This window comes from Streptomyces sp. NPDC018964, assembly GCF_044390325.1.
Taxonomy (GTDB): domain Bacteria; phylum Actinomycetota; class Actinomycetes; order Streptomycetales; family Streptomycetaceae; genus Streptomyces.
The window spans coordinates 22,629-43,440 of record NZ_JBIRYZ010000002.1; the positions used below are offsets into that span (position 1 = coordinate 22,629).

The 20,812-nt window shown below is 73.3% G+C and carries 15 protein-coding genes; 5 read left to right on the forward strand and 10 right to left on the reverse strand.

Annotated elements, in window-relative coordinates; all coding sequences use genetic code 11:
- Positions 1 to 361 precede the first annotated feature (361 nt).
- Together ACH5AO_RS02870 and ACH5AO_RS02875 are read left to right on the forward strand one after the other, a co-directional pair.
- The gene (locus ACH5AO_RS02870; RefSeq protein ID WP_398921124.1) at positions 362 to 5,308 is read left to right on the forward strand and encodes an NAD-glutamate dehydrogenase; all 4,947 of its coding nucleotides are present in this window, start codon (positions 362 to 364) and stop codon (positions 5,306 to 5,308) included.
- A gap of 123 nt (positions 5,309 to 5,431) precedes the next feature.
- On the forward strand, positions 5,432 to 6,982 hold the full coding sequence (locus tag ACH5AO_RS02875; RefSeq protein WP_398921125.1) for a hypothetical protein: 1,551 nt from the start codon (positions 5,432 to 5,434) through the stop codon (positions 6,980 to 6,982).
- 157 nt (positions 6,983 to 7,139) lie between these two features.
- On the opposite strand, the gene ACH5AO_RS02880 is transcribed toward ACH5AO_RS02875, so the two are convergent.
- The 4 genes from ACH5AO_RS02880 to ACH5AO_RS02895 form a co-directional block, all read right to left on the reverse strand.
- Positions 7,140 to 8,771: a glycosyltransferase family 2 protein gene (locus tag ACH5AO_RS02880; protein ID WP_398921127.1), complete on the reverse strand. Its 1,632-nt coding sequence runs from the start codon at positions 8,769 to 8,771 to the stop codon at positions 7,140 to 7,142.
- Positions 8,768 to 10,960 (reverse strand): CDP-glycerol glycerophosphotransferase family protein, encoded by a 2,193-nt coding sequence (locus ACH5AO_RS02885; RefSeq protein WP_398921129.1) that lies wholly within the window; start codon positions 10,958 to 10,960, stop codon positions 8,768 to 8,770. Before ACH5AO_RS02885 ends, ACH5AO_RS02880 begins: the two co-directional genes overlap by 4 nt.
- Positions 10,961 to 11,050: 90 nt before the next feature.
- Positions 11,051 to 11,884, reverse strand: a complete 834-nt coding sequence (locus ACH5AO_RS02890) for an ABC transporter ATP-binding protein (protein WP_398921131.1) — start codon at positions 11,882 to 11,884, stop codon at positions 11,051 to 11,053.
- The gene (locus tag ACH5AO_RS02895) at positions 11,877 to 12,806 is read right to left on the reverse strand and encodes an ABC transporter permease (RefSeq protein WP_398921133.1); all 930 of its coding nucleotides are present in this window, start codon (positions 12,804 to 12,806) and stop codon (positions 11,877 to 11,879) included. Before ACH5AO_RS02895 ends, ACH5AO_RS02890 begins: the two co-directional genes overlap by 8 nt.
- Before the next feature lie 142 nt (positions 12,807 to 12,948).
- On the opposite strand from ACH5AO_RS02895, the gene ACH5AO_RS02900 reads away from it, so the two are divergent.
- Complete coding sequence (locus ACH5AO_RS02900) at positions 12,949 to 13,575, forward strand: TetR/AcrR family transcriptional regulator (RefSeq protein ID WP_398921135.1); 627 nt, start codon at positions 12,949 to 12,951, stop codon at positions 13,573 to 13,575.
- Positions 13,576 to 13,659: 84 nt separating this feature from the next.
- Here the strand turns inward: ACH5AO_RS02900 and ACH5AO_RS02905 are convergent, their stop codons facing one another.
- Positions 13,660 to 14,277 carry a TetR/AcrR family transcriptional regulator gene (locus ACH5AO_RS02905; protein WP_398921137.1) on the reverse strand — a complete coding sequence of 206 codons (618 nt, stop codon included), beginning with the start codon at positions 14,275 to 14,277 and terminating at the stop codon, positions 13,660 to 13,662.
- Positions 14,278 to 14,358: 81 nt separating this feature from the next.
- Here ACH5AO_RS02905 and ACH5AO_RS02910 point away from each other — a divergent pair, with 81 nt between their 5' ends.
- Together ACH5AO_RS02910 and ACH5AO_RS02915 are read left to right on the forward strand one after the other, a co-directional pair.
- Complete coding sequence (locus ACH5AO_RS02910; RefSeq protein ID WP_398921138.1) at positions 14,359 to 15,105, forward strand: SDR family NAD(P)-dependent oxidoreductase; 747 nt, start codon at positions 14,359 to 14,361, stop codon at positions 15,103 to 15,105.
- A gap of 122 nt (positions 15,106 to 15,227) precedes the next feature.
- A complete protein-coding gene (locus tag ACH5AO_RS02915; protein WP_398921139.1) occupies positions 15,228 to 15,872 on the forward strand; it encodes a dihydrofolate reductase family protein in 645 nt (214 codons plus the stop codon).
- Positions 15,873 to 16,167: 295 nt separating this feature from the next.
- Here the strand turns inward: ACH5AO_RS02915 and ACH5AO_RS02920 are convergent, their stop codons facing one another.
- The 5 genes from ACH5AO_RS02920 to ACH5AO_RS02940 form a co-directional block, all read right to left on the reverse strand.
- Entirely contained in the window at positions 16,168 to 17,100 is a 933-nt protein-coding gene (locus ACH5AO_RS02920; protein ID WP_398921141.1) for an ADP-ribosylglycohydrolase family protein, read from the reverse strand.
- Complete coding sequence (gene galE / locus ACH5AO_RS02925) at positions 17,100 to 18,083, reverse strand: UDP-glucose 4-epimerase GalE (protein ID WP_398921143.1); 984 nt, start codon at positions 18,081 to 18,083, stop codon at positions 17,100 to 17,102. Before galE ends, ACH5AO_RS02920 begins: the two co-directional genes overlap by 1 nt.
- Positions 18,084 to 18,138: 55 nt before the next feature.
- Positions 18,139 to 19,746, reverse strand: coding sequence for a glycosyltransferase family 2 protein (locus tag ACH5AO_RS02930; RefSeq protein ID WP_398921146.1), 1,608 nt, complete (start codon positions 19,744 to 19,746; stop codon positions 18,139 to 18,141).
- Positions 19,747 to 19,828: 82 nt separating this feature from the next.
- Complete coding sequence (locus tag ACH5AO_RS02935) at positions 19,829 to 20,068, reverse strand: hypothetical protein (protein ID WP_398921148.1); 240 nt, start codon at positions 20,066 to 20,068, stop codon at positions 19,829 to 19,831.
- Positions 20,069 to 20,212: 144 nt separating this feature from the next.
- A complete protein-coding gene (locus ACH5AO_RS02940) occupies positions 20,213 to 20,710 on the reverse strand; it encodes a MarR family winged helix-turn-helix transcriptional regulator (protein ID WP_398921151.1) in 498 nt (165 codons plus the stop codon).
- Between the last annotated feature and the right edge of the window lie 102 nt (positions 20,711 to 20,812).

A 20,812-nucleotide genomic window follows, 5' to 3' on the forward strand; every position in this document is an offset into this window, starting at 1 on the left:
CGGAGCGATAGCCTTGGTGGCGTGATCAGCGCGATAGCTCGCGGGGGCCTCGACGTCCCTGCTGTGCGCCCGGGCGGCACGGACGACATCCGTGCCCGGGCGGCGGTCGCTGGTCTTCGCGGGCGGCACGGGGCCAAGAGGGCACCCGGGGCGCGGCGCACCTCCCGGCAGCGGACGTCGCGGAGCGCGGCGTCCCACCCGTCGGGCGCGTCGGATCCGGCCGATAAGCCCCCGCTCCTCCCCCTTCACGGCATAGCGTCGGTACGGACCGGACACCCCGTGTCGTACCACCGCACCACGAAGGTGGAGACCGTACTTCCTTCTACGTCACGCAACGGCGCGCGACAGGAGCCAGAGGACCATGCAGACCAAGCTGGACGAAGCCAAGGCCGAGCTGCTCGAGAGGGCGGCACGGGTAGCTGAGAACAGCCCGGCCGGGGGGAAACTGCCGACCGGGACGACGGACAAGGGCATGCCCGACCGGGACACCGTGCTCGAGTTCCTCCAGCGCTACTACCTGCACACCGCCCCGGAGGACCTGACCGACCGCGACCCGGTCGACCTCTTCGGCGCCGCCTACTCGCACTACCGGCTCGCCGAGGGCCGCCCCCAGGGCACGGCCAACGTCCGGGTCCACACCCCGACCGTCGAGGAGAACGGCTGGACCTGCAGCCACTCCGTCGTCGAGGTGGTCACCGACGACATGCCCTTCCTGGTCGACTCCGTCACCAACGAGCTGACCCGCCAGGGCCGCGGCATCCACGTCGTCATCCACCCGCAGATCGTGGTCCGCCGGGACGTGACCGGCAAGCTGATCGAGGTGCTCACCATCCCGGTCGGCGGCGACCTCCCCCAGGACACGCGCGGCCTCCCGCACGACGCGCTCGTCGAGTCCTGGATCCACGTGGAGATCGACCGCGAGACCGACCGCGGCGACCTCAAGCAGATCACCGCCGACCTGCTGCGGATCCTCTCCGACGTCCGCGAGGCGGTCGAGGACTGGGGCAAGATGCGCCAGACCGCCACCGCTCTGGCCGAAGGGCTGCCCGACGAGCCCGTCCCCGCCGACCTGCCCGCGCCGCAGGTCGAGGAGGCCCGCGAGCTGCTGCGCTGGCTCGCCGACGACCACTTCACCTTCCTCGGCTACCGCGAGTACCAGCTGCGCGAGGACGACTCGCTGGCCGCCGTCCCCGGCACCGGCCTCGGCATACTGCGCTCCGACCCGCACCACGCCTCCGAGGAGGGCCACCCGGTCAGCCCGTCCTTCGAGCGGCTGCCCGCCGACGCCCGCGCCAAGGCACGCGAGCACAAGCTGCTGGTGCTGACCAAGGCCAACAGCCGGGCCACCGTGCACCGGCCGTCGTACCTGGACTACATCGGCGTCAAGAAGTTCGACGCGGACGGCAACGTCGTCGGCGAGCGGCGCTTCCTCGGGCTGTTCTCGTCCGCCGCCTACACCGAGTCCGTGCGCCGGGTCCCGGTGATCCGCCGCAAGGTCGACGAGGTCCTGGAGCGCGCCGGCTTCTCGCCGCACAGCCACGACGGGCGCGACCTGCTCCAGATCCTGGAGACCTACCCGCGCGACGAGCTGTTCCAGACCCCGGCCGCCGAGCTCCAGGCGATCGCCACCTCGGTGCTCTACCTCCAGGAGCGCCGCCGGCTCCGGCTCTACCTGCGCCAGGACGAGTACGGGCGCTACTACTCCGCCCTCGTCTACCTGCCGCGCGACCGCTACACCACCGGTGTGCGCCTGCGGATCATCGACATCCTCAAGGAGGAGCTCGGCGGCACCAGCGTCGACTTCACCGCCTGGAACACCGAGTCGGTCCTCTCCCGGCTGCACTTCGTGGTCCGCGTCCCGCAGGGCACCGAACTGCCCGAGCTGTCCGACGCCGACAAGGAGCGCATCGAGGCCCGGCTCGTCGCGGCCGCCCGCTCCTGGGCCGACGGCTTCGCCGAGGCGCTGAACGCCGAGTTCGGCGAGGAACGCGCCGCCGAGCTGCTGCGCCGCTACTCCGGCGCCTTCGCCGAGGGCTACAAGGCCGACCACCCCCCGCGCAGCGCCGTCGCCGACCTGGCGCGCCTGGAGGAGCTCGGCGAGGAGCGGGACTTCGCGCTCAGCCTGTACGAGCCGGTGGGCGCGGGCGCCCAGGAGCGCCGCTTCAAGATCTACCGCAAGGGGGAGGCCGTCTCCCTGTCCGCGGTGCTGCCGGTGCTCCAGCGGCTCGGCGTCGAGGTCGTCGACGAGCGGCCGTACGAGCTGCGCTGCGCCGACCGCAGCGTGGCCTGGATCTACGACTTCGGCCTGCGGATGCCCCGGGGCGCGTCCGCCGACCAGCTCGGGGACGACGCCCGCGAGCGGTTCCAGGACGCCTTCGCGGCGACCTGGACCGGCAAGGCGGAGAACGACGGCTTCAACGCCCTCGTGCTCAGCGCCGGGCTGACCTGGCGGCAGGCCATGGTGCTGCGGGCGTACGCCAAGTACCTGCGCCAGGCGGGCTCCACCTTCAGCCAGGACTACATGGAGGACACCCTCCGCCACAACGTCCACACCACCCGGCTGCTCGTCTCCCTCTTCGAGGCGCGGATGTCGCCGGACCGGCAGCGCGCCGGGTACGAGCTGGTGGACGCGCTCCTCGAGGAGGTCGACGCCGCCCTCGACCAGGTCGCCTCGCTCGACGAGGACCGCATCCTGCGCTCCTTCCTCACCGTCATCAAGGCGACGCTGCGCACCAACTTCTTCCAGAAGACAAGCGGCGGCGTGCCGCACGATTACGTCTCCATGAAGTTCGACCCGACGGCCATCCCGGACCTCCCGGCGCCGCGCCCGGCGTTCGAGATCTGGGTGTACTCGCCGCGCGTCGAGGGCGTGCACCTGCGCTTCGGCAAGGTCGCACGCGGTGGTCTGCGCTGGTCGGACCGCCGGGAGGACTTCCGCACGGAGATCCTCGGCCTGGTCAAGGCGCAGATGGTGAAGAACACCGTCATCGTGCCGGTCGGCGCCAAGGGCGGCTTCGTCGCCAAGCAGCTCCCCGACCCGGCCGTGGACCGCGACGCCTGGCTGGCCGAGGGCGTCGCCAGCTACCGGACGTTCATCTCGGCGCTGCTCGACATCACCGACAACATGGTGGCCGGCGAGGTCGTGCCCCCGGCGGACGTCGTCCGGCACGACGAGGACGACACCTACCTCGTCGTCGCGGCCGACAAGGGCACCGCGACGTTCTCCGACATCGCCAACGAGGTCGCCGAGTCGTACAACTTCTGGCTCGGTGACGCCTTCGCCTCCGGCGGCTCCGCCGGATACGACCACAAGGGCATGGGCATCACCGCCCGCGGCGCCTGGGAGTCCGTGAAGCGGCACTTCCGGGAGCTGGGCGTGGACACCCAGACCCAGGACTTCACGGTCGTCGGCATCGGTGACATGTCCGGTGACGTGTTCGGCAACGGCATGCTGCTCAGCGAGCACATCCGCCTGGTCGCCGCCTTCGACCACCGGCACATCATCATCGACCCGAACCCCGACGCGGCCGTCTCCTACGCCGAGCGCCGCCGGCTGTTCGAGCTGCCGCGCAGCTCCTGGGAGGACTACGACACCGGGCTGCTGTCGGCCGGCGGCGGGATCTTCCCGCGCAGCGCCAAGTCCATCCCGGTCAACTCGCAGATCCGCGAGGCCCTCGGCATCGAGCCGGGCGTCACCAAGATGACCCCGGCCGACCTGATGAAGGCGATCCTCAAGGCGCCGGTGGACCTGCTGTGGAACGGCGGCATCGGCACGTACGTCAAGGCCTCCACCGAGTCCCACGCCGACGTCGGCGACAAGGGCAACGACGCCATCCGCGTCGACGGCAAGGACCTGCGGGTCTCCGTCGTCGGTGAGGGCGGCAACCTGGGCATGACGCAGCTCGGCCGCATCGAGTTCGCGTCGCACGGCGGCCGGATCAACACCGACGCGATCGACAACAGCGCCGGCGTGGACACCTCCGACCACGAGGTGAACATCAAGATCCTGCTCAACGGTCTCGTCAAGGACGGCGACATGACCGTGAAGCAGCGCAACAAGCTGCTCGCCGGGATGACCGACGAGGTCGGCCGGCTGGTGCTGCGCAACAACTACGCGCAGAACACCGCCATCGCCAACGCGCTGGCCCAGTCCAAGGACATGGTCCACGCCCAGCAGCGGTTCCTGAAGCACCTGGTGCGCGAGGGCCGGCTGGACCGGGCCCTGGAGTTCCTGCCCACCGACCGCCAGATCCGCGAGCGGCTCGCCTCCGGGCGGGGTCTGACCGGACCGGAGACGGCCGTGCTGCTGGCGTACACGAAGATCACGGTCGCCGAGGAGCTGCTGGCCACCTCGCTGCCCGACGACCCGTATCTGAAGGTGCTGCTGCACGCGTACTTCCCGACGGCGCTGCGCGAGCAGTTCCCCGACCGGATCGACACCCACCCGCTGCGCCGTGAGATCACCACGACGGTGCTGGTCAACGACACGGTCAACACGGGCGGTACGACGTATCTGCACCGGCTGCGCGAGGAGACCGGTGCGTCGCTGGAGGAGATCGTCCGGGCGCAGACCGCGGCCCGCGCGATCTTCCGCTCCTCGGTGGTGTGGGACGGGGTCGAGGCGCTCGACAACACGGTCGACGCGGACGTCCAGACCCGCATCCGGCTGCACTCGCGCCGCCTGGTGGAGCGCGGTACGCGGTGGCTGCTCAACAACCGGCCGCAGCCGCTGGAGCTCGAGGAGACGGTGACGTTCTTCGCCGAGCGGGTCGAGCAGGTCTGGTCGCAGCTGCCGAAGCTGCTGCGCGGCGCGGACCTGGACTGGTACCAGAAGATCTACGACGAGCTGAGCGGCTCCGGTGTCCCCGACGAGCTCGCCACCCGGGTCGCCGGGTTCTCCTCCGCCTTCCCGACGCTCGACATCGTGTCGGTGGCCGACCGCACGGGCAAGGAGCCGCTGGACGTCGCCGAGGTGTACTACGACCTCGGTGACCGGCTGCGCATCACCCAGCTGATGGACCGCATCATCGAGCTGCCGCGCGCCGACCGCTGGCAGTCCATGGCCCGCGCGGCGATCCGCGAGGACCTGTACGCGGCGCACGCGGCGGTGACCGCGGACGTGCTGGCGGAGGGCAACGGCTCGTCGACGCCGCAGCAGCGCTTCAAGCTGTGGGAGCAGAAGAACGCCGCGCTGCTGGGCCGGGCCCGCAGCACGCTGGAGGAGATCCACGGCTCCGACGCGTTCGACCTCGCCAACCTGTCGGTGGCGATGCGGACGATGCGGACGCTGCTGCGGTCGCACTCGTAGGCGGATGGCCGCGAGGGCGCCCCGGACCGTCGGGTCCGGGGCGCCCTCGCGGCGTTGTGGTGCCTTGGGTGGGCATCGGCGCGGATCCGGTGCGGGAGCGCCGTCACGGGCAATGGCTCCTGTGTGAGCGTCCGATCCTCCTCGTCCGCCGCGCCCGGCGGGACCGGTGCGCGCCGCGCCGCGGAGCGCCCGGCGGCCCTCGGCCGCACCGTGGCCGCGGCCGGCGCCGGACTCGTCCTCGCCCTGCTGGTCCTGGTGGTCGTGCGGCTCCCCTGGGCCGGTGACCTGGGCATGCACGCGGCGACCGTGCAGCGGCTGCGGCACCGTCCGCTCGACCCCGGCAACCCGCTGGTCGACGCGGACACGCCGAGCCCGTACTACTCGCCGTGGATGCTGCTGCTGGGCCTCGTCGCCCGGCTGCCGGGCCTTTCGGTGTTCGTGGTGCTGCGGCTGGCCGCCGCCGCCGCACTGGTGCTGCTGGTGACGGGAGTGTGGCGGTACGTGCGGACGCTGGGCGCGCACCGGGCCGCGCCCGCGCTCGCCCTGCTGAGCCTGCTGCTGCTGTGGGGCACGACCCCGTTCCTGTGGAGCGGCTTCCCCGGGCTCCACTCGCTCGCGCTGACGGTGTCGTATCCGAGCACGTTCACCCTCGGTCTCGCCTTCCACCTCTGGGCGTGGCTGACGGGGGCGCTGCGCCGGGAGGCCGGGTGGTCGGAATGGCTCGGGCTGGGGGCGCTGTGGGGGGCGATTCTCCTTTGCCACCAGTTCTCGGGGGTCGTGGCCACGGTGGGTGCCGTCGCCACGGTGTTCGCGGCGCGGCGGGCCCGGCGTGTGGTGTGGCCGCGGCTCGGCGCCGGGGTGCTGGTGGGGGCGGTGGTGCTGTGGGTGTGGCCGTACTACGACTTCTTCGCGCTGTTCGGCGCGGGGGGCGGGCTGGAGGGGGTGCACCGGGTGCTGTACGGGCATCCGGTCGCGCGGTTCGGGCTGGTGCCGCTCGGGGTGGCCGCGCTGGTGCCGCGGGGGTGGCGGGACCGGCGGGATCCGCTGGTCTCCTTCTTCGTGCTGGGGGTGGTGGTCGTGGGGGCGGGGTGGCTGAGCGGCCACTACTCGTGGGGGCGTGCGCTGCCGGCCGTGGTGATTCCGGCGCAGCTCGCGGTGGTGCTGGAGGCGGTGGAGGTGGCCGGGGCGGCCGGGGTGGCCGGGGCGGGGCGGCGGTGGTCGCGGGCCGGGTGGGCGGTCCTGCTGGCCGGGGGGCTGCTGGTCGGGGGGTGGGCGCAGGCGGGGGCGCTGGGGTACGTGGTGCCGCGGGGTGTCCTGCCGGCGGTGGTGGAGGACAGGTACCGGCCGCCGTGGACGGGGTATCACTGGATCACCCCGTGGGTGCGGTACGGGGACGTGGTCATGGCGCAGGGGCGGCCGGCCCGTCAGGTACCGGCGTACGGGGCCTACACGGTCGCTCCTGGGTACCCCGACTTCTTCCTGGCGGACGAGGGGCGGCGGGGGGCGGCCACGCGGGCGTACTTCGGGGAGCGGACGCCGGCGTCCGTGCGGCGGGGGATCGAGCGGGAGTACGGGGTGCGGTGGGTGGTCGACGGGGGTGGTGTGCTGGGGGACGCCGGGTTGCGGGAGGTGGCGCGGGGGCCGGAGGGGCAGGTGCTGTATGCGGTGCCCTGAGCTGTGACGGGGGTGGGGGGCCGGTTTGTTTTTTCGCCCCCGCCGCCCCTTCCCTTCCCGTCCCCGGGGGCTGTGCCCCCGGACCCCCCTTCGGCCTGAACGGCCTCGTCCTCAAACGCCGGACGGGCTGAAAGCAAAGGCCGGACGGGCTGGGAGATCAGGCGCCGGACGAGTTGAAGACGCTCGCCACCAGGCGGGCCGCCGGGTGCAGCAGGCTTGCCGTGAGGCCGGTCGGCTGCCAGCGGAGTTGGAGGCGGCCCGGGCCGTGGCCCTCGGGCTCGATCGTGAGCCGATGGCGCCGGACGCGGGCGGTCAGGGGCGGAAAGGCCACGGGGGCCAGCAGCAACCCCTGGTTGCTCCGTCCCCGGCAGGTCAGCCGGACCAGCGGATGACGCACCCCGGCGAAGCCGTTCAGCGGGAGGCGCGCGGAGGCGGGGTCGAGACGGACGCGGCCCTCGAAGACACCGGGGCGGACCGGGGAGAGACGGAAGGGGACGGTCAGGCGGTGCCGGCCGGGGGTGAGGAGCAGGCTCGCGCGCTGGGGGCCGAGCGGGAGGCGCAGCGCCGGGTCGTACGTGCGGACGGTCAGGTCGACGCAGGCCCCCGGGCGCGGGGTGAGCTCCGTGATCTCGTGGCGGAACCGGGCGACGGAGAAGGGGCGGGTGTCGAGCTCCAGCTCGGTCAGGTCCAGTTCACGGCGGGCGGCCGCCGATCCGGGGACCCGCCCGCCCCAGTACGTACGGCCGTCCGGGCCCGTGGCCAGCTCCCTCGGACCGACGCCGTCCCCCAGTTCCCGGGCGGCCCACCGGGCCTCGGTCAGGCGCCGGTCGCGGACGAGCCGGAGCACCACCCGCTCGGCGCGGGGGAGCCGGGCGTACGCGCCCGGCGACAGGGTCTCCAGGTACGGGTTCACCAGGTCCGCGAAGCCCGCCAGCCACTCCTCGTCCCGGTGGGGCAGGTCGCCCGCGTACATCCGGAAGTCGTGCTTCAGGAACTTGTGGTCCTTGTCCTCGCGCAGCGCCCCGTGCCCGCTCTCCACCAGGAACGCGTCGATCAGCCGCTGCACGTGGATCCGGTCGCGGACGTTGGTGAGCAGGTGCCGCTGGTTGGAGATGGACGCGGCGTCGGAGCCCGCGTACGGGGCGACGTACCAGAGGTACACCGGCTCGGGGACGATCGTGAACCGTTTCGCCAGGCAGTACGCCTGGGCCGAGAACAGCTGGTCCTCGTAGTGGATGCCCTCGGGGAAGCGCAGGTCGTGCCGGTCGAGGAAGGCGCGGGCGTACATCTTGCCGGTCGACAGGTGCTCGAAGAACAGCCGCGGGTCGGCCTCGATGCCGTCCAGGGTGCGGTGTTCGCGCACGAGGTGCGGCATCCAGGTGGAGCGGCGCCCGGTGTCCACCCGGATCCGCCGCACCGCGCCCATCGCGAAGTCGAGGTCGCGTTCGCGGTGCGCGGCGAGCAGCGAGGCGACCGACTCCGGCGGGAGCTCGTCGTCGCTGTCGAGGAACATCAGGTACGGCGCCCGCGCGATCTCCAGGGCGCGGTTGCGCGGCGCGCTGCACCCGCCGCTGTTCTCCGGCAGCCGCAGGTACCGGATGCGGCCGTCGCGGGCCGCCAGCGCCCGCGCCACCCGGGGGGTGTCGTCCGTGGAGTGGTCGTCGCTGATGACGATCTCGATGTTCCGGTGGGTCTGGCGGCGCACGGACTCCACCGCGCGGGGGAGCCGTCCGGCGTCGTTGTGGACGATCACCGTGACGGTCACGTCGGGGAGCCGGGCGGTGCTCATGACGCCTCCTCGGGGGTCGGTGCCGGGGTGCGTTCCCCGAGCGGCAGCACCGGCGGCAGCGACGCCTCGTCCTGGCCGAGGAAGACCCGGCGCACGACGCGTTCGGCGGCGCGGCCGTCGTCGTACTCGCAGAACCGGCGGCGGAAGGCGGCCCGTGCCTTCGCCGCGCCGTCGTCGCGCCAGGCGTCGGTGGTGAGGATCCCGGTCAGCTCGTCCTGGGTGCGGGCCACCGGGCCGGGCGCCTCGGCCGTCAGGTCGAAGTAGACGCCGCGCGTGGTGCGGTACGTCTCCCAGTCGTCGGCGTGGACGACGATCGGGCGGTCGAGGTTGGCGTAGTCGAACATGATCGACGAGTAGTCCGTGACCAGGGCGTCGGCGGCCAGGCACAGCTCCTCCACCGGGTCGTAGGAGGAGACGTCCACGACGCGGCCGGAGCGGCGCAGTCCGGTGAGCGGGGAGGCGGCGCCGTCGTAGAAGTAGTGGCCGCGCACCAGCAGCACGGTGTCCTCGCCGAGGCGGTCGGCGAGGGCGGCGAGGTCCAGGCGCGGCGTCCAGCCGGCCTCGTAGTCGCGGTGCGTGGGCGCGTACAGGACGGCCCGGCGCCCCGGCGCGATGCCGAGGCGCGCGCGGACCGCGCGGATGTCGTCGGCGCCGGCCGTGTAGTAGACGTCGTTGCGCGGATAGCCGTGGTCGAGCGAGACGTACCGGGACGGGTACGCCCTCTCCCACATGCGGGTGGTGTGGCTGTTGGCGGAGAGGCTGTAGTCCCACTTGTCGACGCGTTCCAGCAGCGCGTCGAAGTCCAGGCCCTGGGCGGCGGCCGGGAACGGCAGCTGGTCCACGCCCATGCGTTTGAGCGGGGTGCCGTGGTGGGTCTGCAGGTGGACCGCGTCGGGGCGTTTGACCACGGCGTTCGGGAAGTTGACGTTGTTGACGAGGTACTTGGCGGTGGCGAGCGTCTCCCAGTAGCGGCGGGTGCCGGGGACGACGTGGTCGGTGCCGGGCGGGAGCAGGGCGGCGTTCTCGGCGGTCACCACCCACACCGGGTGGATGTGCGGGGCGAGTTCGGCGAGCTTGGCGGCGATCGCGGCCGGGTTGCAGGCGACGCCGCGGTTCCAGTAGGCGGCGAACACCGCCAGGTGGGGGTCGACGGGGCGGCGCAGGGCCCTGCGGTACCGCTGCTCGCGGACCTGTGCGCCGAGCCGGCGCCGGCCGGTGCGCACCGTGGACCGCACGGCGCGGCGGGCGTGGTTGGCGGCCTGGAGGGCGCGGTACCTGCCGTAGGCGTCCTCTTCGAGCAGGGAGCGGCGGACGCCCTCGAGGCCGGCGGGGCGCCGGTGGCCCTCGGGGCGGTGGCGCAGGGCGGCGGCCGAGGCCCGGTGGAAGAACTCCCGGGCCACGTCCTCGGGCATGTCGCCGCGGGTGAAGGCGCGCAGGCAGTCACGGACCATGAGCTCGTAGAGCACGGTGTGAACGGCGGGGCGTTCGCGGGCGAGGCCGAGGAGGCTCTCGTAGCGGTCGACGAGCGCGTGGTGCCGCGCGGGGGTGAGCGGCGGGAGGGAGGCGGGCCGCAGCCGGCGGTCCTCGTGGGCGATGTGCGGCAGGGCGGCGACGCGGTCGGCGAGCAGCAGGGCGGCGAGGGCCGCGCGGGGTTCGTCGTCGGTGGTGAGCCGTTCCTGGTGCGCCCGCCAGAAGCCGGCGCGCAGGACGCGGGTGCCGAGCAGCGGGGTCAGGCGCAGCAGGGAGGGGCTGTCGTCGAGGGCGAGTGCGGCGCGGCCCGCGCGGGCGAGCAGCGGGCCGTCCGCCGAGGGGAGACCGGAGCGGCGCCAGGTGCTGCGCAGATGGTCCAGGAGCAGGACGTCCACGGCGGCGGGGAGCCCGGCGACCCGTTCGGCGACGGTACGGGTGCTGCCGGGCGGCAGGCCGTCCTTGGCGCGGACGAAGCGCAGCCAGCGGCCGGTGGCCCGCGCCGCCCCCGCCGCCCTGGCCGCCGCGTCGGACGTACCGTCGGGCAGGGGCAGCACCCGGACGTGCGGGGCGTGCCGCAGGGCGGTCTCGCGGGCCCAGTCGCCGACGGCGGCGACGACGACCTCGGTGTCCGGGAGGGGACGGCCGGTGAGGGAGTCGAGCAGGCCGGTCAGGTGGTCCTGGGTGTTCGGCCCGTGGACGACGACGCTGAGCTCGGGCATCGCGGGGCTCCTTCGGCTGCTCGTCGCTCCGGACGGTCCTCTTCGTCATAGTGGCACCAAGGTGACGAAGAGGGCGCGCGGACGTAGGCCTCAGGAAGGCGCCGGCGCCGCCTTCCGCTGCGGCCGGCGGGCCTTGTCCGTGCCCGCGGTGAACGCCTCGTACTCCTTGAGCACGTCCTTCGTCGGTCCGTCCATCAGCAGCTCGCCCCGCTCCAGCCAGAGCACGCGGTCGCAGGTGTCACGGATCGACTTGTTGTTGTGGCTGACCAGGAACACCGTCCCCGCCCGCTCGCGCAGCTCCCGGATGCGGGCCTCGGAACGCTTCTGGAAGGAGCGGTCTCCGGTGGCCAGCGCCTCGTCGACGAGGAGGACGTCGTGGTCCTTGGCGGCGGCGATGGAGAAGCGCAGCCGGGCCGCCATGCCGGAGGAGTAGGTGCGCATCGGCAGGGTGATGAAGTCGCCCTTCTCGTTGATCCCGGAGAAGTCGACGATCTCGTCGTAGCGGGCCTTGACCTGCTCGCGGGACATGCCCATGGCGAGCCCGCCGAGGTGGACGTTGCGCTCGCCGGTCAGGTCGCTCATCAGGGCGGCGTTGACGCCGAGCAGGGAGGGCTGGCCGTCGGTGTAGATGCGGCCGTTCTCCACCGGGAGCAGTCCGGCGACGGCCTTGAGCAGGGTCGACTTGCCCGAGCCGTTGGTGCCGATGAGCCCGATCGCCTCGCCCCGGTACGCCACGAAGGAGACGTTCCGCACGGCGTGCACCGTGCGCACGCCGGCCGCCTTCTCGGCCTTCCCGCGGCGCAGCATGCGGTTGAGGGCGGCGGTGGCGGTGCCGCGTCCGGCGCCGGTGCCGTTGACCCGGTAGACGATGTCGACGCGGTCGGCGACGACCGTGGGAGTCTTCTCGTCGGTGGTGTCAGCCACGGCCGTACCTCTCCTCAGCCTTCCAGAAGTAGACGAACCCGATCACGCCGGCCAGCAGCGCCCAGCCCAGCGCGAACGCCCACACGTGCGGGGGCAGGTAGGAGGAGCCGTACTCGTCGATCAGCGCGAAGCGGACCAGGTCCATGTAGATCGCCGCCGGGTTCCACTGGAGCACGTCGGCGAGCCAGCTCGGCACGTCCTTGTCGTGCAGCATCGCCGGGATGCTGAACATCACGCCGGACGCGTACATCCAGGTGCGCAGCACGAACGGCATCAGCTGGGCCAGGTCGGGCGTCTTGCTGCCCATCCGCGCGAAGATCAGCGCCAGCCCGGTGTTGAACACGAACTGCAGCAGCAGCGCCGGAATCACCAGCAGCCATGACAGGGCAGGCAGGCTCCCGAAGGCCACCATGACCACGACCAGCACGATCATCGAGAACAGCAGCTGCTGGAGCTGCTGGAGCGCGAAGGAGACGGGCAGCGAGGCGCGCGGGAAGTGCAGCGCCCGCACCAGTCCCAGGTTCCCGGAGATGGCCCGCACCCCGGCCAGCACCGAGCTCTGGGTGAAGGTGAACACGAACACGCCCGTCACCAGGAACGGCACGTACACGTCCTTCGGGATGCCCCGGTTGGCGCCCAGCAGCAGGCCGAAGATGAAGAAGTACACGGCCGCGTTCAGCAGCGGGGTCGCCACCTGCCACAGCTGGCCGAGCTTGGCCTGGCTGTACTGGGCGGTCAGCTTCGCCCGGGAGAAGGCGAGGATGAAGTGCCGCCGGTCCCAGAGCTGACGGACGTACTCGCCGAGGGACGGCCGGGCGCCGCTGACGGTCAGCCCGTACCTGGCGGCGAGGGCCGCGAGGTCGTCCTCGGCCGGGGCCGGGCGGGCCGGTGCGGGGGGTGGTGTGTGGAGGGCCTGACTCACATCCGGCGCTTTCACTAGAGGGAGGGGGACGACGGGAGTCCCTACGTCGGGACGGGACCGTATCGTCGCAACGGGAGCGTAAGTCGAAAGAACGCCGGAACGCAACCGTTTCGTCGTGACGGTATCGGCCTATGCTGTCCGCATGACGACGAACGCCGACGAGCCCCAGCCGCGTCCGCGCCGCAGGGCGCCCGCCGGGGCCGCCGTACTGCGCCAGGACGTGACGGAGGCCATCCGGGCGGCCGTCTTCGAGGAACTGGCGGCGGCCGGCTACGCGCGGATGTCGATCGAGGGGATCGCGCGCCGCGCGGGTGTCGGCAAGACCGCGGTGTACCGCCGCTGGCGCTCCAAACTGCACCTGGTCCTCGACCTGTTGTCCGCGATCGCCGTCCAGGGCCTGCCCGCGCCGGACACCGGCTCCCTGGAGGGCGACCTGCGCCTGCTGTACGAGGTCACCTCCCGCGCCCTGCGTCACCCCGTCGCCTCGCAGATCCTCCCCGACCTCCAGGCCGAGGCCGCCCGCAACCCCGAGATCGCCGAGGCCCTGCAGAAGGCGCTGCGCGAGGGCCAGGACTCCGTCGCCCGGGGCATCGTCGCGGCGGCGCAGGCGCGCGGCGAACTCCGCCCCGGCGCCGACCACGCCCTGGCCCTCGACCTGATCTCGGGCCCCCTGTACTGGCGCTCGGTGGTCATCCGCGGTCCGAAGCCGCCGAAGGGGTACCTGGAAGCCCTGACCCGGGCGACGACGGAGGCGCTGAAGGCGCTGTGAGAGAGGCGCGCAGCGCCCCGGGGCTCCTTCTCCGTGTCGCCGTACGGCGGCGTCAGTGCCCGTCGCGAGGATGACCGGCCGTGATCACGCTGAGGTCGCCGGGGGCCAGTTGAGCAGGGTGGTGTCGGCGACCTGCTGGAGGTCGTCGCGGTCGACGCCGCTCGCGGCCTGGACGGCGATCCCGTAGGAGAGGGAGACGACGTACCGGGCGAGCCGGTCCGGGTCGGTGCCGGGCGGCAGGTCGCCCTCGGCGACGGCGCGCCGGAACCGGTCGGCGACGCAGGCCCCGTTGAAGTTGCGCCAGGCGATCAGCACGTCGTGGGCCCGCTGCCCGGGGTCGCCGGTGGCCAGGGCGCCCTGGACGCCCAGACAGCCCGTCGGGCAGCCGGGGCGGGTGGTGGCCCGGACCGTGCCGTTGAGGAGGGCGGCGGCCACGGCGCGGGCGGTCGGTTCCTCCAGGGCCCTGGCGACGTAGGCCCCCGGGCCCTCGGTGTAGCGGTCGAGGACCTTGCGGAACAGCTCCTCCTTGTTGCCGAAGGCCGCGTACATGCTGGGGCGGGTGATGCCCATGGCCTCCGTCAGGTCGGTGAGGCTGGCGCCCTCGTAGCCCTGGCGCCAGAAGACGACCAGCGCGCGTTCGAGGGCCTCCTCGGCGTCGAATCCCCTCGGTCGGCCCACCGGTGCCTTCTGCCTGCTGCTCATGCCGACCAGCATACCCATTCTGTACCGTTCGGTATTCACGTGTTAGCGTACCGATCGGTACAGAACTAGGGAGGTGCTGTCATGGGACAGCTCGAAGGAAAGACCGCCGTCGTCACCGGTGGAAGCACCGGCATCGGCCTGGCGACCGCCGTACGGCTGGCGGACGAGGGCGCGCACGTGTTCGTGACCGGCCGGCGCAAGGTCGAGCTGGACGCGGCCGTCGAGACCATCGGCTCGGCGACCGGCGTCCAGGGCGACATCTCCGACCTGGACGACCTGGACCGGCTGTTCGCCGCGGTCCGCGACCGCGGGCAGGGCATCGACGTGCTGTTCGTGAACGCCGCGATCGCGTCGTTCGCGTCGCTGGAGAAGATCACCGAGGAGCACTTCGACCAGATCTTCGGGGTCAACGTCCGGGGAGCGCTCTTCACTGTCCAGAAGGCGCTGCCGCTGCTCAACGACGGCGCCGCGGTGGTCCTGACCGGTTCGACCAACGCGGCCAGCGGCGCGGAGGCGTTCGGTGTCTACGCGGCGTCCAAGGCGGCCCTCCGCTCCTTCGCCCGGACCTGGGCCAACGAGCTCAAGGGCCGGGGCATCCGGGTCAACACCGTCGTCCCGGGCCCGATCGACACCCCCGGACTCGCCGGTGTCGCACCCGCGGAGGTCGGGGCCGACGCCTTCAGGGCCGGCTTCGCCGAAGTCATTCCGCTGGGCCGGCTGGGCCGTCCGGAGGAGGTCGCCGACGCGGTGCTCTTCCTCGCCACGCCGCGGAGCAGTTTCGTGACCGGCGCCGAACTCGCCGTCGACGGCGGCCTCAACCAGATCTGAACCCGCACACGGCGGTGGCCGGGACCGGTACGCCGGTCCCGGCCACCGCCGTGTGACGCGGCGATGACTTTTCCCGGCCCGAGGAGTCTCACCCCTGTTGTCCGACAACAAGGGAGGAACGTGTGGCTCAGCTTCTGAGAGTCCAGAACTTCAACGTCTCGAGCGACGGCATCGCCGCCGGCGAGGACCAGAGCCTCGAGCTGCCGTTCGGCCTCGAGCGTCCCGAGCGGCTGTTCGCGTGGGCCGGTGCCACGGCGAGCTGGCCCATGCGCACCGACCCCGGGGGCAGCCGGGGCCTCGACGACTACTTCACCCGGGACTTCGCGCGCAACATCGGCGCCGAGATCATGGGCCGCAACAAGTTCGGGCCCCAGCGCGGGCCCTGGCAGGACCACGAGTGGCGCGGCTGGTGGGGGGAGGAGCCCCCGTTCCGCACCCCGGTGTTCGTCATGACCCACCACGAGCGTCCTTCGTTCACGCTCTCCGACACCACGTTCCACTTCGTCGCGGGCGACCCGGCCGCGGTCCTCGAGCGGGCGCGGGAAGCGGCGCGGGGCAAGGACGTCAGGCTCGGCGGCGGGGTCACCACCATCAGGCAGTTCCTCGACGCGGACCTCGTCGACACCCTGCACGTGGTGGTCTCCCCGGTGAAGCTCGGGTCCGGACTGCGCCTGTGGGAGTCCCCCGACGAACTGCTCGACCGGTTCCACCTGGAGGTCGTGCCCAGCCCGAGCGGCGTGACCCACCACCTGTTCTGGCGGAAATGACCGGTTCCCGGGACCGTCCCGGCCGGCCCACCCGACTCCCGGAGGCCCGGCCGACGGAACACCGGGCGGCCGGCGGAACACCGGTTGATCGGGGAGGCCGGCCCGCCATGGAGGGCTTCCGCTCCGCAGGGGCGACGCGGCCCACGGTGACCGCCCGGGTGACGGCCGAGGACGCCGTCACCCTCACGGCGCCCGGCCCCCAGGTCACCGCTCGGCGGCACACGACCGCGTACGGGGTCCCGTGCGCCGAGCCGGCCCGTCCGGACGAGGTCACGGCCGGCTTCCCGGCAGGGGCTCAGCCGCACAGCCTCCGGGCGAGACCGGCCAGGTCCGTCGTGGTCAGGACGCGCCCGGCGAACCCCGGCAGGGGCACGTGCAGGGGCCCGGTCCAGCGGGCGGGGACGGCGTCGATGCCGTACACCGCTCCCGCCAGGCCGCCGGTCACCGCCGCCACCGTGTCCGTGTCGCCTCCCAGGTCGATCGCCGCGCGTACGGCCTCCTCGTAGCCGGTCGTCGTCCGCAGGGCCCAGACGGCGGAGCCCAGGCAGGGCCAGACCGCGCCGTTGAACTCCGTGGCCAGGTCCGGGTGCCAGTCGGGGGCGAGGACGGTGGCGTAGCGGTCGTGGTGGTCCGGGTGGAGCGCGCGCAGGGCGTCGGGTACGGCGGCCAGCGGGTCGGCGCCGGTCAGGGCCACGCGGATGAGTTCGTGGAGGACGGCCGTGCCCTCCCAGGCCGCCCGGTCGCCGTGGGTGAGGGCGGAGAGGCGGCGGGCGGCGTCCATGGTGGCGGTACGGCCCTGGGGCGCGAAGTACACGGCGGAGGGGGCCGCCCGCATCAGCGCGCCGTTCCCCGCCGCCCGCTGGCTGGTCTGGAAGTGCACCGCGGCGGCCAGGTCCCACGGGTCGCCGCCGGTCAGTACGGCCTCCGTCTGGAGGCCGATGTCCTTCGGCTCGGCGGCCGCCCACCGCCGGAAGCGGTGGAAGACGTCGGGGAGGTCGAGGCCGCCGCGCTCCAGCAGCGACTCGGCGACCAGCACCGCCATCTGCGTGTCGTCCGTCGCCTCGCCCGGGTCCCAGCCGCCGCCCCCGCACATCTCGCCCCCGGACCCCGGTGCCGGGAAGCGGGCCGAGAAAGCGCCCTCGGGGCCGAACTCGAAGGGGGCGCCCAGGGCGTCGCCCACGGCGGAGCCGACGACGGCGCCCAGGGCGCGTTCGGTGCGGGTCGGCATCAGGGACGGGACCCCGCCGACGGGTGCGGGCGCAGCCAGCCCGCCCAGGCCGAGGTGATCATGTCGTCGACGCCGTGGCGGGCCTTCCAGCCCAGTTCCGCGGCCGCGCGGTCGGCGGAGGCGACGACGCGGGCCGGGTCGCCGGGGCGGCGCGGGGCGACCACGGGCGGGAGGTCGTGGCCGGTGAGGGCGTTGACGCGGTCGATCATCTCCCGGACGGAGACGCCCTCACCGCGGCCGATGTTGAGGGTGAGGTCCCGGCCGGGGGCGGCGCGCAGCGCGCGGGCCGCCGCGACATGGGCCTCGGCCAGGTCGACGACGTGGATGTAGTCGCGGACACAGGTGCCGTCGGGGGTCGGGTAGTCGTCGCCGAACACGCGCGGGGGCAGACCGTCCGTCAGCCTCTCGAAGATCATCGGGACGAGGTTGGAGACGCCCGTGTCGGCGAGGTCCGGGCGGGCGGCTCCGGCGACGTTGAAGTAGCGCAGACAGGCCGTCGAGAGTCCGGCCGCTCTGCCGGTCGCGCGGACCAGCCACTCACCGGCCAGCTTCGTCTCACCGTACGGAGACAGGGGCGCGCACGGGGTCTCCTCCGTCACGAGGGCCACGTCCGGCATGCCGTACACCGCTGCCGAGGAGGAGAGGACGAAGGAGCGGACACCGGCCGACGTGACCGCCTCCAGCAGGACCCGCAGGCCCTCCACGTTCTCCCGGTAGTAGTGCAGGGGCAGCGACACCGACTCGGCCACCTGCTTCTTCGCCGCCAGGTGGACGACCCCGGTGACCTCGTGGTCCGCGAGGGCGCGCGCCACCCGCTCGCCGTCCAGGGTGGAGCCGACCACCAGCGGCACCCCGTCCGGCACCCGGTCGGCGAGGCCGGTGGACAGGTCGTCGTACACCACCGTCCGTTCGCCCGCCTCGGTCATCGCCCGTACGACGTGCGCCCCGATGTAGCCGGCGCCGCCGGTGATCAACCAGGTCATGGACGGCCGTCCCCTCGTCGTTGGCCCGTGCTTCCGCGATCGAACAGGTCGCCCCTCAGTGAACCAGGCGCCGGAGCCTCGCGCGCAGCACCGGGACGACTCCGCGGACCCCGGCCGCCACGCGCAGGGCCAGCGCACCCGAGTGCGTGGCGTACGGCCGCACCAGCACCACGCCGTGCCAGGGGCTCGGCATCACGCAGCGGCGCAGCAGCCCCGGCCCGGCGAGCGCGTGCGCGGTGACCCGGCGGCTCGAACCGTCCCGGAAGCGCACCCGCAGCCGCAGGTCCCAGGCGCCCGTGCCGAGCATGGCGAGCCGGTCCGGCCGCACGGTCGTCTCCGCGACCCAGGTGCCGTCGGCGGCCGTCCGCAGCGGCACCGTGCGGCGGACGCGGGCGCCGCCCTGGTCCCGGTGGCGCCACTCCACCTCCGCCGCCACCGGCCCGGCCCGCGCCACCCGGCCGTACAGCTCGTGCAGGCGCACCCGCAGCCGCGGGCCGTGCGCGTGGGGGCGCAGTTCCGCGTCCACGGCGAGCGGGAGGAGCGGCGCGGGCCGGGTCAGCAGGGGTTCCAGGGTGATTCCGGGCAGGGCGGCCGACCAGCAGGGCGTGCCGTCCGCCGCGCGGGCGTACGGCGGGCACAGCCGGGCCGGCCGGGCCGCCAGCTCCCGCAGCCGGGGCAGGTCGCACGGCTCGGGGGAGGCCAGCACGACCCGCCCGGTCAGCCGGCCGGGGGCGACCGGGTCGCGGGCCCAGTCGGCGGCGTCGTACTCCGCGAGGAACGCCCGCGTGTGCGCCCACCACTTCCGCTGGTACTCCTCGTCGCGCAGCGGCAGTTCACGGGCGTACATGCGCAGGTCGTGGTCGAGGAACTTGGCCCTCGCCCGGCGCGCCAGCCGCTTCTCCCCGGCGGCCAGCAGGATCGCGTGGGCGGTGCGGCACGCGTGCGTGCGGGCCCGCCAGTTGTCGACGCCCGCGCGGTCCAGCGAGATCGACGGCCGCCGCGCGGACCGGCGGACGTGCCAGACGTACACCCGGTCGGGGACCAGCGCGACGCGCGGGGCGGCGGCCCACACCCGCGCGGTGAACACGACGTCCTCGTAGGGGAAGCGGCCCTCGGGGAAGCGGATGCCGTGCGCGCGCAGGAAGGCCGTGGCGTAGAGCTTGTTGACGCACAGCGTGTCGTGGACCAGGCGCGGGCGCAGCGCCGGGCGGGCGAGCACGGCGGGCGCGGCGTACAGGGCCGGCTCCCACGGCACCTCGCGCCCCGACGGCAGCTCGCGGCGCACGCACAGACCGCCCGCGACCTGCGCGTGGGCCCCGGTCGCGGCCGTGAGCAGGGTGTCCGCCGCGCCGGGCGGCAGTACGTCGTCGCTGTCCAGGAACATCACGTACGGGGAGGTCACCGCGGCGAGCCCGGTGTTGCGCGGGGTGCCGCAGCCGCCGCTGTTGACGGGGAGCCGGATCACCCGCAGCCGGGGTTCGTCCCAGGCGAGCCGGTCCAGCAGGGCGGCGCTGCCGTCCGTCGAGCAGTCGTCGACGGCGACGACCTCCCGTACGGCGGGCCCCTGCCCGAGCGCCGAGCGCACGGCGTCGGTCACGTGGGCGGCGTCGTCGTGGCCGATGACGACGACGGTGACGGCGGCCTGGGAGTGGTGGGGGCGCATGACGTCCTCGGAGTGCTCTGGGCTGATTGTCTGCCTCTGCCCATCAGTACCCCGGAGGGACGGCGCGCCCCCGGTCGTCCGCTCACGCGTGGGAGGCCGCCACTCCCGCGCGCAGCCACCGCACGACCTCCTCCGCGCCGTACGGGCGGCCCTCGGGCGCGAGGTGGCGCAGGAATCCCAGGTCCTGGCCGATGGTGACGACGGGTGGTTCCACCGTGCCGCGCGGGCGGCGCTGGCCGAGGCCGACGGCGGCCAGCAGCCCGTTGCACAGGCAGTGCCGCCCCTCGGTCCGCCCGGCGTCCCCACCCTCGCGGACGTACATCGCCCGCGGCTCGCGGTCCTCGCAAACGTGGCGGCAGCACCGGGTGACGCACCGGGTCCGTACCGGCGTATCCGTGAACTTACGGTTCCGTAAGCTACGGCATCGTAAGCTACGCCTGCGTAGGTTACGAGGGCCGTCCGGCCCTCACGCGCCCTCCGCCGCCGCCCTGTCCAGCGCCGCCGTGAGCCGGTGCAGGCGAGTGCTCAGATCGCGGATCTCGTCGATGTCGAAGCCGGTCGCGGCCATGATCCGGCGCGGCACCTCCAGGGCCCGCTCCCGCAGCGCGGTGCCCTCCCCGGTGGGCCGGACCTCCACCGACCGCTCGTCGCGCGCACTGCGCTCCCGGCTCACCAGGCCGGCCGCCTCCAGCCGCTTGAGCAGCGGGGACAGGGTGCCTGAGTCCAGCCGCAGGTGCTCGCCGAGCTTCTTCACCGGCAGCGTGCCGTGCTCCCACAGCACCAGCATGACCAGGTACTGCGGATAGGTGAGCCCGAGGTCCTTGAGGACCACCCGGTAGACGCCGGTGAAGGCGCGGGAGGCGGCGTTCAGGTTGAAGCAGATCTGCTGTTCGAGGCGGAGCCATTCGTCCGCGGCGCCCGGCGGCGGGGCCGTAGCGGGGGAGGGGCTCGGGGTGGCTGTCATGCCTCCAGGGTAGCCTCGCGGGCCATTTGATTGCACACAATTAAATTGTGTGCTCTACTTGTGGTCGTACGGCGGCCGGACCCACCGAACCGAAGGGCCCGG